This window comes from Agromyces albus (assembly GCF_030815405.1).
GTDB classification, from domain to species: Bacteria; Actinomycetota; Actinomycetes; order Actinomycetales; family Microbacteriaceae; genus Agromyces; species Agromyces albus_A.
In genome coordinates, this window is sequence record NZ_JAUSWX010000001.1 from 3,954,647 (window position 1) to 3,970,064 (window position 15,418).

Here is a 15,418-nt window from a genome sequence, read left to right on the forward strand (position 1 = left end):
TGAGAAGTGTGACTCACCTTCGGACTCATACGGGGCCAGAGTGCGCCCGCCTGTCAGAGCGCCCGCGAGAACGCCACCCGGTGCTCGCCCGGCCCGTCGTAGTCGCGCCAGGCGCGCACGCCGTCGTAGTCGGTGTCGCCGGATGCCTCGAAGCCGAGCGCCGCGTGGAACGCCTGGGAGCGGCGGTTCGGCACTCCGGTGATCGCGTCGACGCGGTGGCATCCGGCGGCACGGGCCTCGGCGAAGAATGTCTCGTAGAGGGTGCGGGCGAGGCCGAGGTGGCGGAGGTCGGGGCGCACGCCGACGAAATGGATGTACGCGACGTCCGGTTGGGCGTGGGAATGGAAGCCGATGAGGAAGGCGGCCAGGCCGTCGGCGTCTTCGGCGAGGAAGCTCGTGTCGCTGAAATGCTGGAAGAACAGCGGCGGCAGCAGCAGGTGGAGCGAGGTGGCGGGCATGCCCCACCAGTCCGGGATCGCGGCGACGACGGCCGGTTGGTCGGCGACGCGAGGGCGACGCACCACGAGGCCACGCGGCAGAGCGGCATCGGCCGGGAGCTCGATCGGCGGCTGCAGCATCCGTGGTTCAAAGGCCATGGTCGATTGTCGCAACCCGGCTTGAGACCGTCACTTCCGCGAGCGGCCGACCGGCTCGGGCGGTCGCGCAGCAGGAACCTCTGCCGGCTCGGGACTCGGCACCCTTCGGCGCGACAGGGCGACGCCGACGAGGGCGATCACGCCGCCCACGATCGCGAGGAGGGCCGGAACCTCGGCGAACAGGATGAGGCTGAGCACGATCGTCACCGGCGGGACGATGTAGGTCGAGACGCCGAGCTGGCCCGCGGGCATCCGTGACAGGGCATAGGACCACGTCGTGTAGCCGAGCGCCGTGGGAATCGCGCCGAGCCAGATCATGCCGATCAGCCCTTCGACCGGGGCGGACTGGATGCCCGCGATGAACTCACCGGCGAACGGCAGGCAGACGACCATTCCGATCACGCAGCCGAGCCAGACCACTTGCGCACTGGGAAGCCTCGCGAGCACGGGCTTCTGGAACAGCACGCCGGCGGCGTAGGTGAGGGCGGCGAGCAGCGCCCAGAACACGCCGATGCCGGCGCCGAGCACCGAACCGCCCGTGCCGACGCCGATGAGCACGACACCGAGGAACGCGACCGCCGTGCCGATCAGGAGCCACCTCGGAAGGCCCTCGCCGAGGAAGATCCCGGCGCCGAGGGCGATCAGGATCGGGCCGATGTTGACGATCATCGCGGTCGTGCCGGCGTCGAGCGTCTGCTCGGCGAGGTTGAGCAGAATGCTGTAGCCGCCGAACCACAGGCCGCCGAAACCCAACAGGAGCAACCACTCGCGACGCGTCGGCGCGATCCACTTGTGCCGCAGCAGCAACGGGGCCAGCAGGATGGAGCCGACGATGAGCCGTCCGAGCGCGAGCCCGCCGGCGGTGAAGTGGGGCGCGGTGCTCCGAACGACGATGAACGCGCTCGCCCACGCCAGGATCGTCACGCCGATGGCGATGTAGACGAGTGGGGTCACGGTCTTCGTTCGTTGCGCAGTGCTCACAGACTGAAGCTAGTTGGGTGCGCGGGCGCCGCCGCGACGCCGCCGGCGATCTGGCAGAGGATCGCGGATCGACGTCGGAAAGCAGTCGGTCGGTCACGGCCCAGTCCATGCAGATCGTGCTGGAGCAGCGCTCGCACGGAGACCCTCAGCCCGATACGAGACAATGTCACGCGTGATCCTCTCCCCGCAGCATCCGCTCTCCGCCGGCCTCACGTCTGACTCGCGCCTCGTGCGCGCATATAGGGGAGAGCGTTCGGACACGACGCCCGTGTGGTTCATGCGGCAGGCCGGGCGGTCGCTGCCCGAGTATCGCGACCTGCGCGTCGGCACGCGCATGCTCGACGCGTGCCTCGACCCCGAGATGGCGAGCGAGATCACGCTGCAGCCCGTGCGTCGGCACAAGGTCGACGCGGGCATCTTCTTCAGCGACATCGTCGTGCCGTTGAAGCTCGTGGGCGTCGATGTCGAGATCCAGCCGGGGCGCGGGCCCGTGTTCGGTAGGGGATACGCGGATGCCGCGGGGGTCGCGGAGTTGACGAGCGTTGATCCTGCTCGGCTTGATGATGCATCGGGGCCGATTTCGGAGGCGGTCGAACGCACGATCGCCGAGCTCAACATCACCGACAACGGATCCGCCACCGCCACGCCGCTCATCGGGTTCGCCGGGGCGCCGTTCACGCTCGCGGCGTACCTCGCCGAGGGCGGCCCGTCGAAAGACCACCTCGCCGCCCGCACGCTCATGCACGCCGACGCGGGCGCCTGGCGCGCGCTCATGGACTGGACGGCCGAACTCAGCGGACGCTTCCTGCGTGCACAGGTGCTCGCCGGGGCATCCGCCGCCCAGCTCTTCGACTCGTGGGCCGGCGCCCTCTCGCTCGAGGACTACGAGCGCCACGTCGCGCCCGCCTCGGCGAAGGCGCTCAGCTTCGTGCACGACCTCGAGTACGAGGCGACGGATGCCGCGGGCACGGCCGTGACCCGCCACGTGCCGGTGGTGCACTTCGGCGTCGGCACCGGCGAACTGCTCGGCGCGATGGAGGGCGTCGGCGTCGACACCGTCGGCGTGGACTACCGCGTGCCGCTCGACGTCGCCGCCCAGCGCGTCGGCGCGGGCGTTCCCCTGCAGGGCAACCTCGACCCCGCACTGCTCGCCGCGCCCTGGCCCGTGCTCGAGGGCGCCGTGAGCGAGGTGCTGCGCCGCGGGCAGGTCGCTCCGGCCCACGTCTTCAACCTCGGCCACGGCGTGCCGCCCGAGACCGATCCCACCGTGCTCACCCGGGTGGTCGAGCTCGTGCACGAGGCAGGCGCATGAGCGACGAGCCGAACGTGTCGCTCGGGTCCGACGACGACCTCGAGACCATCAGCCTCGAAGCCGACGTCGTCGTGGTCGGCGGCGGCGTCGCGGGCCTCGTGGCGGCACTCGAGTGCGCCAAGGTCGGCTTGCGCGTCACGGTCCTCGAACGGCGCGAGGAGGTCGGCGGATGCGTCGGCCGCGTCGAGCTCGACGGACTCTCGCTCGACAGCGGCGCCGAGTCCTTCGCGACCCGCGGCGGCTCGGTCGAGGAGCTCCTCGGCTCGCTCGGCCTCGCGGGCGACATCGAGCGACCGAACCCGGCTGGCGCGTGGCTCGCCATGCCCGGCTCGAGCGGCGCTCTCACGACAGCGCCATTGCCGCGCACGGGCGTGCTCGGCATCCCCGCGAACCCGCTCGGCGACGACGTGCGGCGCATCATCGGCTGGGGCGGCGCGATCCGCGCGTATGCCGACCGGATCATGCCCATCGTGCGCATCGGCCGCGCCCACAGCCTCGGACAGCTCGTGCGATCACGCATGGGGCAGGCCGTGCTCGACCGGCTCGTGACCCCGATCTCGGCCGGCGTGTACTCGGCCGATCCCGACGACCTCGACCTGGACGTCGTGGCTCCCGGACTCAACGAGGCGATGACCCGCGCCGGCTCGCTCTCGGGCGGCGTCGGCGAGCTCGTCGAGGCGCGCAAGGCCGGCAGTGCCGTGCTGGGCCTTCGCGGCGGCATGCACCGTCTCGTCGACGCGTTGCGGCGCGAGCTCGAGCGGTTCGGCGTGACGGTCGTCACCTTCGCCGAGGTGAACGGACTCGAGCGATCGCACACCGAAGCCCCGGAATGGCGCGTCACCGCGACGACTCCCGTGGCCGAGCTCCTGGTCGACGCCCGCTATGTCGTGCTCGCCGCCCCGGCGCAGACCTCGCGCCGCCTGCTCGGCGACGCCGTCGAGGGATGGGCGGATGCCTCGAGCTGGCCGGCCGCGGCATCCGTCGAACTCGTGACCCTCGTGCTCGAGGCACCCGCGCTCGACGCCGCACCGCGCGGAACCGGCGTGCTCGTGGCATCCGGAACCCCCGGCGTGAGCGCGAAGGCACTCACCCACGCGACCGCGAAATGGTCGTGGCTCGCCGAGGCCGCGGGCGGTCGCCACGTCGTGCGCCTTTCGTACGGGCGGGCAGGCGAACCCAACCCGCTCGATGGCCTGAGCGACGACGAGGTCGCGCGGCTCGCGCTCGCCGACGCTGCGGCGCTGCTCGGCGTTCCGCTCGACAAGACCATGCTGAGGGCCTCGGCGCGCACCGCGTGGCGCGACGCGCTCTCGCACGCGGCGCTCGGCCAGCGCGATCGGGTGCGCGCACTCGACGAAGCGCTCGCCGCGGAACCGGGCATCGAGGCGACCGGCTCGTGGGTCTCGGGCACGGGCCTGGCGTCGGTGATTCCGCACGCGCTCGCGGCTGCACGACGCATCCGGCACGACGTCGTGCACCCCGGCGACATCGCATAGCCCGAGGGGAATATTGCGGCGCAACCCCCTTGCGCGCCGCGGCGCGGGGTCTACTCTGGTTAGACGCCTACATGGAATGGGGTTTCACATGAAGGGCAAGATCCTCTTCGCCGTCGGGTTGGGAGTCGGCTACGTGCTCGGCACGCGAGCGGGCCGAGAACGCTATGAGCAGATCCGCAAGGGCGCGGAGAAGATCTGGAACACGCCCGCCGTGCAGGAGGGCGTCGACACCGCGAAAGAATTCGCCGCGTCACGGGTGGGAGACCTCAGCGACGTCGTGCTCGACAACGTGAAGTCGTTCGTCCGCACCGTCACGAAGGGCGAGAGCGGGGCGAAGTCGTCGACCGCGAAGCCGAAGTCGTCGGCCGGCGGCAAGACGGAGTCCTCCGGGCCCACGAGAGTCGGCGACGAGCCGACGGGCGGTCCGGGCGCCACGGGCGAGAAGGCCAAGCCCAAGATCGTGAAACCCGCCACGAAGCCGCGCGGGTCGACCGCGGCATCCGACTCCTGATCGCGCGGAAGGTGACCACGCGATGGCTGCACCAGTGAACGACGAGCGCTCACTGCTCACCCTCATCGGTGAGCTCCCCGAGCGGTTCTCGACCCTCATTCGCGCCGAGATCGACCAGATCAAGGCCGAACTCGGCTACAAGGCGAAGCACTTCGGCATCGGCGCCGGGCTGATCGTGATCGCCGGATTCGTCGGCATCTTCCTGCTCGGCACGCTCATCGCCACGGGCATCCTCGCGCTCTCGCTCGTGTTGCCCGGCTGGGCGGCCGCGCTCATCGTCTCGGGCGTGCTGCTGCTCATCGTGCTGATCCTGCTCGGCATCGCCTGGCTGAGCTTCAAGCGCGGCAGCGAACCGCTCGAGACCATCGAGAGCGTGCGCCAAGACCTCGACGCAGTGAAGGGAGTCGGCGACTATGACCGCTACTGACCGGCCCCGGCTGAACAAGAAGACCGAACGAAACCTCACCCGCATCCAGGCGCACGACAACGCCGCGGCCGCGAGAGCCGATCTCGTCTCGACGCTCAGCGCGCTCGAAGACAAGCTCAACGTGCCGAAGCAGTTCAAGATCAAGACGGCCGAGGCCAAGGTGCGCCTGCGCAGGTTCGCCGACGAGCAGCCGGTCGTCGCGATCGGCGTCGCCGTGGCGGCGGTCGCTGCCGTCGGGGTGACGGTCTGGCTCGTCGTGCGTGCGAACCTCGACCGGTAGCAGCGAGCGGGCGGATGCTGCGATGCCCACGAGTGCCGCAGCCCCCGCGCACGCCGCGGTCGCCCAGACCGCCGTCGACCGGGTCGCCGCCGCCGTTCGCGCCGACATCCTGAGCGGCGCGCTCGCGCCCGGCTCTCCCTTGCGCGAGGAATCCGCCGCCGAGCACTACGCGGTGTCCCGGCACACCGTGCGAGCCGCATTCCAGCGCCTCGTCGCCGAGCGGCTCGCGGTCGCCGAGGCCTACCGCGGAGTGCGGGTGACGAGCTTCGATCGCGACCAGGTGATCGCGCTGCAGCAGCTGCGCGCGGCGCTCGAGGTCGAGGCGGTGCGCATCGCGGGGGATCGCTTCGGCTTCGGCGAGGAGTGGCCCGAGTCGGTGCTCGCGCCCGCGCGCGACGCGCTCGACCGCCTCGACGCGGTACGCGAACGGGAGGCGCAAGGCGAGGCCGTCGACTGGCTCGAGGTGGAGCGCATCCACGCCGATTTCCACCGGGCGCTCGTCGCGGCATCCGCGAGCCCTCGCATCATCGAGACGCATACGGCACTCGGCAGCGAACTGCTGCTGTTCCTGTTGCACGTGCGCCCGCACTACACGCTCGGGAGCCTCATCGCCGAGCATCGCGCCCTGCTCGACGAGCTGCCCGCTCGCGGCCCGTCGGCGCTGCGCGAACACCTCGAGCACTCAACGCGATTGCTCGTCGGAGGCTGATCGCGGCATCCGACCGCGGCACAGGGAAGGAACGCTCATGTCCGATGAATCGACGGTGGGAAGCGAGGAGATCGAGGGCGCCGCCACCACGCAGTTCGCCGACCGCGTGTTCGGGTCGGTGCTCGGCGCGTTCGAGATACTCAGCATCAACCTCGGCGACCGGCTCGGCTGGTACCGCGCGCTCGCCGAGTACGGGCCGCTGAGTTCGAGCGAGCTCGCCCGGAGAACGGGGACCGACGAGCGGTACGCGCGGGAGTGGCTCGAACAGCAAGCGGTGAGCGGCATCCTCACCGTCGACGAGACCGAGGCGGACCTCGCGGAGGTCGCGGCATCCGACCGCCATTTCGCACTGCCGGCCGCCCACGCGGAGGTGCTGACCGACGAGACATCGCTCGACTACCTCGCGCCCGTCGCCCGCATGATCGCCGCCTCCGCAGTTCAACTCCCGCAGCTCGCCGGCGCGTACCGCACCGGCGGCGGCGTCTCATGGCAGCAACTCGGCGACGACGCCCACGAGTCACAGGGCGACATCAACCGGCCGTGGTTCGAGCAGCGGCTCGCACCTGCGCTCGCATCGGTCGACTCCCTGCACCAGGTGCTGTCACGGCCCGGCGCCCGAATAGCGGATGTCGGCTGCGGCCACGGTTGGTCGACACTCGCCCTTGCTCGGGCCTACCCCGACGCGCGCGTCGAGGGCTTCGACGTCGACGCGCCGTCGATCGAGGCTGCGCGCCGGCACGCCGCGGAAGCGGGGCTCGGCGAGCATGTCAGGTTCCATGTCGTCGGCGGTGAGGAGCTGTCCGCGGAGGGCCGCTTCGACGCCGCGTTCGTGTTCGAGGCGCTGCACGACATGCCGTATCCCGTCGACGTGCTCGCGGCGATCCGGAGGGCGGCGCGCGACGACGGCGAGGTCGTCATCATGGACGAGGCCGTCGCCGAGCGGTTCGCGCCCGACGGCGACGAGGTCGAGCGGCTCATGTACGGCTACAGCATCCTCGTCTGCCTGCCCGACAGCCTCTCGAGCCCGGGGTCGGTCGGCACCGGCACGGTCATGCGCCAGTCGACGCTCGAGCGCTATGCGCAAGAGGCGGGCTTCACGGGCATCGAGGAGCTGCCGATCGAGGGCTTCGCGTCGTTCCGCTTCACGCGGCTCGTGCGCTGACGCCGGCCGGCGGCATCCGTCATCCGTCTGCGGCACCGTCTGCATCGATGCGTCTGCGTAGCGCTTTTGGCGGTACAGCGGGGAAGGGGGAGGATAGGAGCATGTCTTCCCCCGCTGCCGAAGCGGCAGCCGACGCGCTCCAAACCGATTCCGACGCCGAGCAGATTCTCGAGGGCTACACGGTTTTCGCCGTGCTCCGTCGAGACCCCGAGCGACCCGACGACCTCGACGGACACGACGTGCCGCGCTTCGTCGACGAGATCGACGGCGTGATCTCGCTCGTCGAGAACGAGGGCATCACCCTGCGCGGCATCTACGACGTGTCGGGCCTCCGCTCCGACGCCGACGTGATGCTCTGGCTGCACGGCCCGACGGCCGAAGGGCTGCAGTGGGCGCTCCGCGAGCTGCGTCGCGCCCGGCTCCTGCGCTCGCTACTCCCCACGTGGAACGCCATGGGCGTGCACCGCGACGCCGAGTTCAACAAGGCGCACGTGCCCGGGTTCCTGCGCGGTGTCGAGCCGAAGGGTTGGCTCACCGTCTACCCGTTCGTGCGCAGCTACGACTGGTACCTCCTCCCGCCCGACGAGCGCAGCCGTATGCTCGCCGAGCACGGCCGCAAGGGCGCCGCCTTCCGCGGGGTCGTCGCCAACACCGTCGCGTCGTTCGCGCTCGGCGACTACGAGTGGCTGCTGCCGCTCGAGGCCGACGAGCTCACCGACCTCGTCGACCTCATGCGCGACCTGCGCGCCACCGACGCACGCATGCACGTGCGCGAAGAGGTGCCGTTCTTCACCGGCCGCCGCATCTCGACGGCCGAGCTCGTGGAGGTGCTGCAGTAGTGACGCACTACGACGCGATCCTCCTGTCGAGCTTCGGCGGCCCCGAGGGCCAAGACGACGTGATCCCGTTCCTCCGCAACGTCACGGCCGGTCGCGGCATCCCCGACGAGCGACTTGAAGAGGTCGCGCACCACTACCGCCACTTCGGCGGCGTGAGCCCGATCAACGAACAGAACCGGCAGCTGAAGGCGGCGCTCGAAGCCGAGCTCGCCGCGCGCGACATCGACCTGCCCGTGTACTGGGGCAACCGCAACTGGGCGCCGTACTTCCGCGACGTCGTCGCCGAGGCCGAGGCGAACGGCCACACCGAGCTGCTCGGCCTCGTCACGAGCGCCTACACCTCGTATTCGGGCGTGGGGCAGTACCGCGAAGACTTCGAGAAGGCCACCGCAGGCACGCGCGTCTCGATCGATCGCATCCGTGAGTTCTTCGATCACCCCGGGTTCGTGCAGCCCTTCGTCGAGGGGGTGACGGATGCCGCCGCCTCCCTCGTCGCGGCGGGCGTCGCGCCCGATCGCATCCACGTGCTCTATGTCACGCACTCCATCCCGACCGCCGCAGCCGTGGCATCGGGTCCCGAGTTCGGCGATGGCGGCGCGTATGTGGCGCAGCACCTCGCCGTGGCATCCGTCATCAGTGAGGCCGCCGCGCCCGACGCACCGTGGTCGCTCGCCTACCAGTCGCGATCGGGCGACCCGCGCACCCCGTGGCTCGAACCCGACATCAACGACGCGATCGGCGAGCTCGCCGTGGGCGGGCGCGCCGACGCCGTCGTGATCGTGCCGTTCGGGTTCGTGAGCGACCACATGGAGGTCATGTGGGACCTCGACAACGAAGCGGTCGCGACGGCCGGCGAGCACCGCCTCGAAGTGCGCCGCGTGCCCACGCCCGGCGTGCACCCGGCGTTCGTGCGCGGCCTCGTCGACCTCGTGCTCGAACGCGTCAACGACGTGCCGACCGAAGAGCGGCCGCACCTCACGAGCCTCGGCCCGTGGCCCGATCATGCGCGCGTCGCGAGCGGGGCGGTCGTTTCGTCCGACCCCGCGGTGCCGGCAGTGGAGGCGACAACGCGATGACCGCGGTCATCCGGGTGGGCACCAGGGCGAGCGCCCTGGCGATGGCCCAGACACGCCAGATCGCCGATCGGCTTGCGAAGGCCACGGGCGCCGAGATCGAACTCGTGCCGGTCACGACCGAGGGCGACACCTCGCGGGCGTCGCTCTCGTCGCTCGGCGGCACCGGCGTCTTCGCCGCCGCCCTCCGCGAGGCGCTCATCGCCGGCGAGTGCGACGTCGTCGTGCACTCCCTGAAAGACCTCCCGACGGCCGACCACCCGCAGCTCCGGCTCGGTGCGGTGCCGAAGCGCGCCGACGCGCGCGACGCGCTCTGCGCGCGCGACGGGCTGACGCTCGAGACCCTCCCGGCCGGTGCGCGCATCGGCACGGGCTCGCCGCGGCGCATCGCCCAGCTCGCCGCCGCTCGGCCCGACGTGGTGGCCGTCGACATCCGCGGCAACATCGACACGCGCCTCGGCAAGGTCGAGACCGGTGAGCTCGACGCGGTCGTGCTCGCGGCCGCGGGGCTCGGCCGGCTCGGGCGCATGGAGGCCGTGACCGAGCTCTTCGAGCTCAGCGACTGGCCCACGGCGCCGGGGCAGGGCGCCCTTGCGATCGAGGTGCGCCGAGCGCGCGGAGATCGCCAGCTCGAACTCGCACTCGACTCGATCGACCACGGCACGAGCCGTGCCACGGTGCTCGCCGAACGGCTCGTGCTCGCGGGCCTCGAGGCGGGTTGCACCGCCCCGGTGGGTGCGACCGCGTTCGTCGATGGGGAACTTCTGTTCCTGACTGCGACGGTGTACAGTGCCGACGGGACGCGGCAGCTCACGAGCTCGCACGCGGCCACCCCCGACAGCCGCTCGGCCGCCGATCTGGCGGATGCGGCACGCGACGTCGCCGAACGGGCCGTCGCAGAACTCCTCGGCAACGGCGCCGCCGAACTCGCACCACCTGAGGAGTCGCAGTGAGCGAATTCGAGCCGATGACCGGCGCGATCAATCTGCCTTCTGGCGGGGGCAAGCCCCTGGCCGGATGGCGAGTACTCGTCCCGCGTGGCGGACCGTGGGGCGACGGGGTCGCAGCGGCGCTTCGTGCGCGCGGCGCAACACCCATCGTGGCCCCGCTCATCAATTTCGCGCCGACCGACGACCAGCCTGCCCTCGAGGCGGCGCTTGCGAAGCTCGCCGCCGGCGGCTTCGACTGGCTCACGGTCACGAGCGCGACGACGGTCGACGTGCTCTCGTCCTACGGCGCGGTCATCCCCGAAGAGACCAAGGTCGCCGCCGTCGGTGAGACCACGGCCGCCGCGCTCCTCGCCGCCGGCTACCACGTCGACATCGTGCCGGCCGAAGACAACTCGGCGCAGGGCCTGCTCGAGGAGTGGGAGGCCGCGACCGGCGGCGTCACCCCGCTGCGGATCCTGGCGCTCCGTTCGGCGATCGCGAAGCAAGTGCTCTCCCTCGGCCTGGCCCGCGCCGGGCACCACGTCGAGGCCGTCGTCGCCTACCGCACCGTGGGTGTGCCGGTGGCGTCGAAGGTTGCAGCCGACGTTCGGGCCGGCCGCGTGAACGCCGTGCTCGTGACCTCCGGCAGCGTGGCCGAGCAGGTGCAGCAGCAACTCGGGCCGATTCCCGAGTCGATCCTCGTCGCGGCGATCGGCCCGCAGACGCAGCGCGACGCCGCCGAGCTCGGCCTGCGCGTCGACGTCGTGGCGCGCGAGCGCACCGCCGAGTCCCTCATCGACGCCGTCGTGACGGCGGCGACGGCGAACGCCTGACCTGTCGCTCGACGCTCGGGTCGCCGGTGCCGCACCGTAGGCTTGGTCGTGTGAGTCCCACGCCCGCTCCCCGCGACCGTCCGCGCCGTCTCCGCGCGACCCCCGCCATGCGGCGGCTCGTCTCCGAGACCCGGCTCGACCCCGCCGACCTCGTGCTCCCGATCTTCCTGCGCGAGGGCGCTGTGGCACCCCTGCCGATCGCCTCGATGCCGGGGGTCGTGCAGCACAGCCTCGAGAGCCTGCCGGGAGCGGTGACGGATGCCGCGGCGGCTGGACTCGGCGGTGTCATGCTCTTCGGCGTGCCCGAGCAGCGCGACGCCCGCGGCTCGGGCGCGACCGACCCCGAGGGCATCCTGAACCTCGCCACGCGAGTCGCCGCCGATGCGGCCGACGGGGCCCTCGTCGTGCAGACCGATCTCTGCCTCGACGAGTTCACCGATCACGGCCACTGCGGCGTGCTCGACATGCTCGGGCGGGTCGACAACGACGCCACGCTCGAGCGCTACCAGGAGATGGCGGTCGTGCAGGCGGCATCCGGATCCCAGCTCCTCGGCCTCTCGGGCATGATGGACGGCCAGGTCGCCGCGGTGCGCGAGGCGCTCGACGGCAGCGGGTTCGCCAACACGCCGATCCTCGCCTACTCGGCCAAGTACGCGTCGGCGTTCTACGGCCCGTTCCGCGACGCGATCGAGTCGACGCTCGAGGGCGACCGCCGCACCTACCAGCTCGACCCCGGTAACCGCCGTGAGGGGTTGCGTGAGGCGCTCATCGATATCGACGAGGGCGCCGACATCGTCATGGTCAAGCCCGCCGGCAGCTACCTCGACGTGCTCGCCGACATCTCGGCCGCGAGCGTCGTGCCCGTCTGGGCGTACCAGGTGTCGGGCGAGTACGCGATGGTCGAGGCCGCCGCAGCGCACGGCTGGATCGACCGCAAGCGCGCCGTGATCGAGACCGTGCGCGGCATCCGTCGCGCCGGCGCCGACGCCGTGCTCACGTACTGGGCCCTCGAACTGGCCGACTGGATCCGGAAGGGAGACCTCGCGTGAGCGACAGCGGTTTCGATACGCCTGCTTCGCTGGCTCCTCAGCCGCCGGATGTGACGAACGCCGGGCTCTTCGCCCGCGCCCAGGCCGCGATCCCCGGTGGCGTCAACTCGCCCGTGCGGGCGTTCCGCTCGGTCGGCGGCACGCCGCGCTTCCTCGTCTCGGCGCGTGGCCCCTACGTCACCGACGCCGAGGGCCGCGAGTACGTCGACCTCGTCGCCGGCTGGGGCCCCGCGATCCTCGGGCACGCCGACCCCAGGGTCGTCGAGGCGGTGACGGATGCCGCGGCGCGCGGTCTCTCGTTCGGCTCCTCCACGCCCGCCGAGACCGAACTCGCCGAGCTCGTCGAGGAGCGCATCGCTCCCGTCGAGAAACTCCGCCTCGTCTCGACGGGCACCGAGGCGACGATGAGCGCCATCCGCCTCGCTCGCGGATTCACCGGCCGCGACCTGCTCGTGAAGTTCTCCGGTCACTACCACGGCCACTCCGACGGCCTGCTCGCCGAGGCCGGCTCGGGCCTCGCGACCTTCGCGCTGCCCGGCTCGGCCGGAGTGCCCCGCGAGATCGCCGCGCTCACCCTCGTCGTGCCCTATAACGACCTCGACGCCCTGCGCGCCGTCTTCGCCGAGCACGGCGACCGCATCGCCGCCGTCATCACCGAAGCCGCTGCCGCGAACATGGGCGTCGTGCCGCCGCTTCCCGGCTTCAACCGCGCGCTCGTCGAGCTCGCCCATGCGCACGGCGCGCTCGTCATCTCCGACGAGGTGCTCACGGGCTTCCGCGTCTCGGCCGCCGGCTGGTGGGGCCTCGAGAACGGCACCGAATCCGCCTACACCCCCGACCTCCTGACCTTCGGCAAGGTCATCGGCGGCGGTATGCCCGTCGCGGCACTCGGCGGCCGCACCGAGATCATGGATCAGCTCGCGCCGCTCGGCCCGGTCTACCAAGCCGGCACCCTCTCGGGCAACCCCGTCGCGGTCGCGGCGGGCATCGCAACACTCAGGGCAGCGGATGCCGCGGTGTACGAGCATCTCGACGCGACGGCTGCGACCATCAGCGACGCCGTCTCCGCGGCGCTCACCGCAGAAGGCGTCGCGCACCGCGCGCAGCACGCCGGCAACCTCTTCAGCTTCGTGTTCGGAGAGGCGGTTGCCGGGGGAGTGCACGACTACGCCGGAGTGCTGCGCCAGGAGTCCTGGCGCTACTCCCCATTCTTCCACGCGATGCTCGAGGCGGGGGTCTCCCTGCCGCCGAGCGTGTTCGAGGCGTGGTTCGTCACGGCAGCGCACGACGAGGCCGCGATCGGCCGCGTGCTCGACGCGCTGCCGGGGGCGGCTCGCGCCGCGGCATCCGCTCGCTCTGCCTGATCGGGCCTGCGGCATCCGCTCATTGGAAGTAACCAGTTGAGATGGTGCCGCGAGGAATCGTGCATGAATCGTTTGCGGGTTTGTCGGGCATCGACACCACGGCGGGCCGTCGACTCGGGCAGGATGGAACCATGGCCCACCTCCGCGTGCACACCGACCGGATCGAGGTTCACCTCACTCCGGCCGAGAAGTCGCTCGCGCTGCGCGCCGATGACATCGTGGTGCAGCGTGACGACATCAAGTCGGCCACGATCACCGACGACCCGTGGATCTGGATCCGCGGCATCCGCGTGCGCGGCTCGGCGATTCCGCTCGTCGTCGCGGTGGGTGTCTGGAAATACCACGGCGGCAGCGATTTCGTGATCGCCAAGGGCAAGCGGCCCGCCGTCGTCATCGAGCTCGCCGCAGGCGAGTTCACGCGGCTCATCGTGAGCACCAATCACGCCGGTGCGCTCATCGACCGGCTGAAGCTCAACTCGCCGCCGTCGGCAGCACCCGCCGCCGAATCCGACGCCGAATCCGACTGAGCCGGCGCGTCGGCGCCCGCACGGCGGCCATCCGGCTCAGGCGAAGAGGAACAGCACGAAGCCGATGAGCGGCAGCGTGCCCTGGATGAGCGCGGGCTTCAGGTAGCCGCGCCCGGTCGTGATGAGCACCGCAGCGGCGAGCACCATGCACCCTGTCGTGAAGAGCACGAGCGCTTTCCCGACCGAGTCGGCTCCCGTCCAGAACAGGATGAGGCCGAGGGCCGCGCCGAGTCCGAGGAACAGGTTGTAGAAGCCCTGGTTGTAGGCCATGGGCTTCGTCACATCGGCGCTCGCCTGGTCGGCGACGCCGAACCGCTTCCACGTGGCGGGCTTCGCCCACAGCACGCTCTCGAGCAGGAAGATGTAGCCGTGCAGGAGCGCGGCGAGGGCGACGATGATGCTCGCGATGACGGCCATGCCGCGATCGTACGAGCGGCCCGATGCACTACTCCGGAGATACCGTGTGACACGCCGCGCGACTCGGTCGGCTCGCCGGCGCATCGGTGCGCGTCTCCGGAGTTGTGACGTCATCCGACGATCACGCCGCGAATCGCCGCGCGGCCGCCACGGTCGCGTCGATCGCCGTGCGGCGCGTGCCCTCGACATCGGCATTGACGACGGTCGGCCCGTACCGCACCTCGTGCACGTCGGCGATGCCGATGAACTCCAGCCAATCGCGGAAGAAGGTGGTCGTGAAGTCGGCGCCGAACGACGGAGGCCGCCCGTCGGCGTACACGCCGCTCGTGTAGACCACGAACGCCCGCTTTCCCTGCAGGAGGCCGCGGTAGCCGCGGTCGGGATCGAAGGCGAAGGTCCAGCCGGGCTGGGTGATCACGTCGACGAGCTGCTTCAGGGCGTACGGTACGCCGGCGTTCCAGAAGGGCACGTTGAAGACGTAGACGTCGGCCGCGGCGAACCGATCGAACACGGCGCGTGCATCCTCCCACGCACGGCGTTCCGCGACCGTCTGGTCCTGCCTGGCGAAGACCGCCATCTTCGCACCTGCAGCTACGGTGCCGAACTCTGGAAGCGATCCGTCGAAGACATCGAGCCGGTCGACGGTCAGGCCGTCGTCGGCCTCCTCGAGCTCGGTGATGAAGCGGGTGGCCAGCTCGAGCGAGCGGCTCGCGTCGCCACGGGCGGATGCGTTGACGTGCAGCAGGTGGGTCATGGGTTCCTTCGGCTGAGGGATGTCGGGCAGTCGGGCCGCGAGGCCGGAATGGATGTGGCTGCGCGGCGGTTTCGATACTCACAGCGCTGCGGCATCCGGAACAGCAGGCACTTCGAAGTGCCGTGGGGTGGTGAAGGTGCCGACCCCGACCGAGATCAT

General features: G+C 71.0%; 18 protein-coding genes. 14 read left to right on the forward strand and 4 right to left on the reverse strand.

What is annotated here, in order from left to right; genetic code table 11:
- Positions 1–53: 53 nt before the first annotated feature.
- Entirely contained in the window at positions 54–596 is a 543-nt protein-coding gene (locus QFZ29_RS18770) for a GNAT family N-acetyltransferase (protein WP_306896001.1), read from the reverse strand.
- A 30-nt stretch (positions 597–626) separates the two neighbouring features.
- Positions 627–1,577 carry a DMT family transporter gene (locus tag QFZ29_RS18775; RefSeq protein ID WP_306896003.1) on the reverse strand — a complete coding sequence of 317 codons (951 nt, stop codon included), beginning with the start codon at positions 1,575–1,577 and terminating at the stop codon, positions 627–629.
- Between the two features lie 163 nt (positions 1,578–1,740).
- Here QFZ29_RS18775 and hemE point away from each other — a divergent pair, with 163 nt between their 5' ends.
- The 14 genes from hemE to QFZ29_RS18845 all read left to right on the forward strand — a co-directional run bounded on the left by hemE (position 1,741) and on the right by QFZ29_RS18845 (position 14,088).
- Positions 1,741–2,889: a uroporphyrinogen decarboxylase gene (hemE, locus tag QFZ29_RS18780; protein ID WP_306896005.1), complete on the forward strand. Its 1,149-nt coding sequence runs from the start codon at positions 1,741–1,743 to the stop codon at positions 2,887–2,889.
- On the forward strand, positions 2,886–4,385 hold the full coding sequence (gene hemG, locus QFZ29_RS18785; protein WP_306896006.1) for a protoporphyrinogen oxidase: 1,500 nt from the start codon (positions 2,886–2,888) through the stop codon (positions 4,383–4,385). Before hemE ends, hemG begins: the two co-directional genes overlap by 4 nt.
- An 88-nt stretch (positions 4,386–4,473) precedes the next feature.
- A complete protein-coding gene (locus QFZ29_RS18790) occupies positions 4,474–4,896 on the forward strand; it encodes a YtxH domain-containing protein (protein WP_306896008.1) in 423 nt (140 codons plus the stop codon).
- A gap of 22 nt (positions 4,897–4,918) precedes the next feature.
- Positions 4,919–5,323 (forward strand): phage holin family protein, encoded by a 405-nt coding sequence (locus QFZ29_RS18795; protein ID WP_306896010.1) that lies wholly within the window; start codon positions 4,919–4,921, stop codon positions 5,321–5,323.
- Entirely contained in the window at positions 5,310–5,603 is a 294-nt protein-coding gene (locus QFZ29_RS18800) for a DUF3618 domain-containing protein (protein ID WP_306896011.1), read from the forward strand. Before QFZ29_RS18795 ends, QFZ29_RS18800 begins: the two co-directional genes overlap by 14 nt.
- A 22-nt stretch (positions 5,604–5,625) precedes the next feature.
- Positions 5,626–6,312, forward strand: a complete 687-nt coding sequence (locus QFZ29_RS18805) for a GntR family transcriptional regulator (RefSeq protein ID WP_306896012.1) — start codon at positions 5,626–5,628, stop codon at positions 6,310–6,312.
- A gap of 37 nt (positions 6,313–6,349) precedes the next feature.
- A complete protein-coding gene (locus QFZ29_RS18810) occupies positions 6,350–7,474 on the forward strand; it encodes a class I SAM-dependent methyltransferase (protein WP_306896014.1) in 1,125 nt (374 codons plus the stop codon).
- A 101-nt stretch (positions 7,475–7,575) separates the two neighbouring features.
- Entirely contained in the window at positions 7,576–8,313 is a 738-nt protein-coding gene (hemQ, locus tag QFZ29_RS18815) for a hydrogen peroxide-dependent heme synthase (RefSeq protein WP_306896016.1), read from the forward strand.
- Entirely contained in the window at positions 8,313–9,389 is a 1,077-nt protein-coding gene (locus tag QFZ29_RS18820) for a ferrochelatase (protein ID WP_306896018.1), read from the forward strand. The genes hemQ and QFZ29_RS18820 overlap by 1 nt, the downstream gene beginning before the upstream one ends.
- The gene (hemC, locus tag QFZ29_RS18825) at positions 9,386–10,339 is read left to right on the forward strand and encodes a hydroxymethylbilane synthase (protein ID WP_306896020.1); all 954 of its coding nucleotides are present in this window, start codon (positions 9,386–9,388) and stop codon (positions 10,337–10,339) included. The genes QFZ29_RS18820 and hemC overlap by 4 nt, the downstream gene beginning before the upstream one ends.
- Positions 10,340–10,353: 14 nt before the next feature.
- Positions 10,354–11,148, forward strand: a complete 795-nt coding sequence (locus tag QFZ29_RS18830) for a uroporphyrinogen-III synthase (RefSeq protein WP_306896813.1) — start codon at positions 10,354–10,356, stop codon at positions 11,146–11,148.
- 50 nt (positions 11,149–11,198) lie between these two features.
- Positions 11,199–12,197: a porphobilinogen synthase gene (gene hemB / locus QFZ29_RS18835; RefSeq protein WP_306896022.1), complete on the forward strand. Its 999-nt coding sequence runs from the start codon at positions 11,199–11,201 to the stop codon at positions 12,195–12,197.
- A gap of 50 nt (positions 12,198–12,247) precedes the next feature.
- Positions 12,248–13,561 carry a glutamate-1-semialdehyde 2,1-aminomutase gene (gene hemL, locus QFZ29_RS18840; protein WP_306896815.1) on the forward strand — a complete coding sequence of 438 codons (1,314 nt, stop codon included), beginning with the start codon at positions 12,248–12,250 and terminating at the stop codon, positions 13,559–13,561.
- A 131-nt stretch (positions 13,562–13,692) separates the two neighbouring features.
- On the forward strand, positions 13,693–14,088 hold the full coding sequence (locus QFZ29_RS18845; protein ID WP_306896024.1) for a hypothetical protein: 396 nt from the start codon (positions 13,693–13,695) through the stop codon (positions 14,086–14,088).
- Between the two features lie 36 nt (positions 14,089–14,124).
- Here the strand turns inward: QFZ29_RS18845 and QFZ29_RS18850 are convergent, their stop codons facing one another.
- Together QFZ29_RS18850 and QFZ29_RS18855 are read right to left on the reverse strand one after the other, a co-directional pair.
- Positions 14,125–14,505 (reverse strand): DUF1304 domain-containing protein, encoded by a 381-nt coding sequence (locus QFZ29_RS18850; protein ID WP_306896026.1) that lies wholly within the window; start codon positions 14,503–14,505, stop codon positions 14,125–14,127.
- Positions 14,506–14,626: 121 nt separating this feature from the next.
- Complete coding sequence (locus tag QFZ29_RS18855) at positions 14,627–15,259, reverse strand: FMN-dependent NADH-azoreductase (RefSeq protein WP_306896028.1); 633 nt, start codon at positions 15,257–15,259, stop codon at positions 14,627–14,629.
- Positions 15,260–15,418 lie beyond the last annotated feature (159 nt).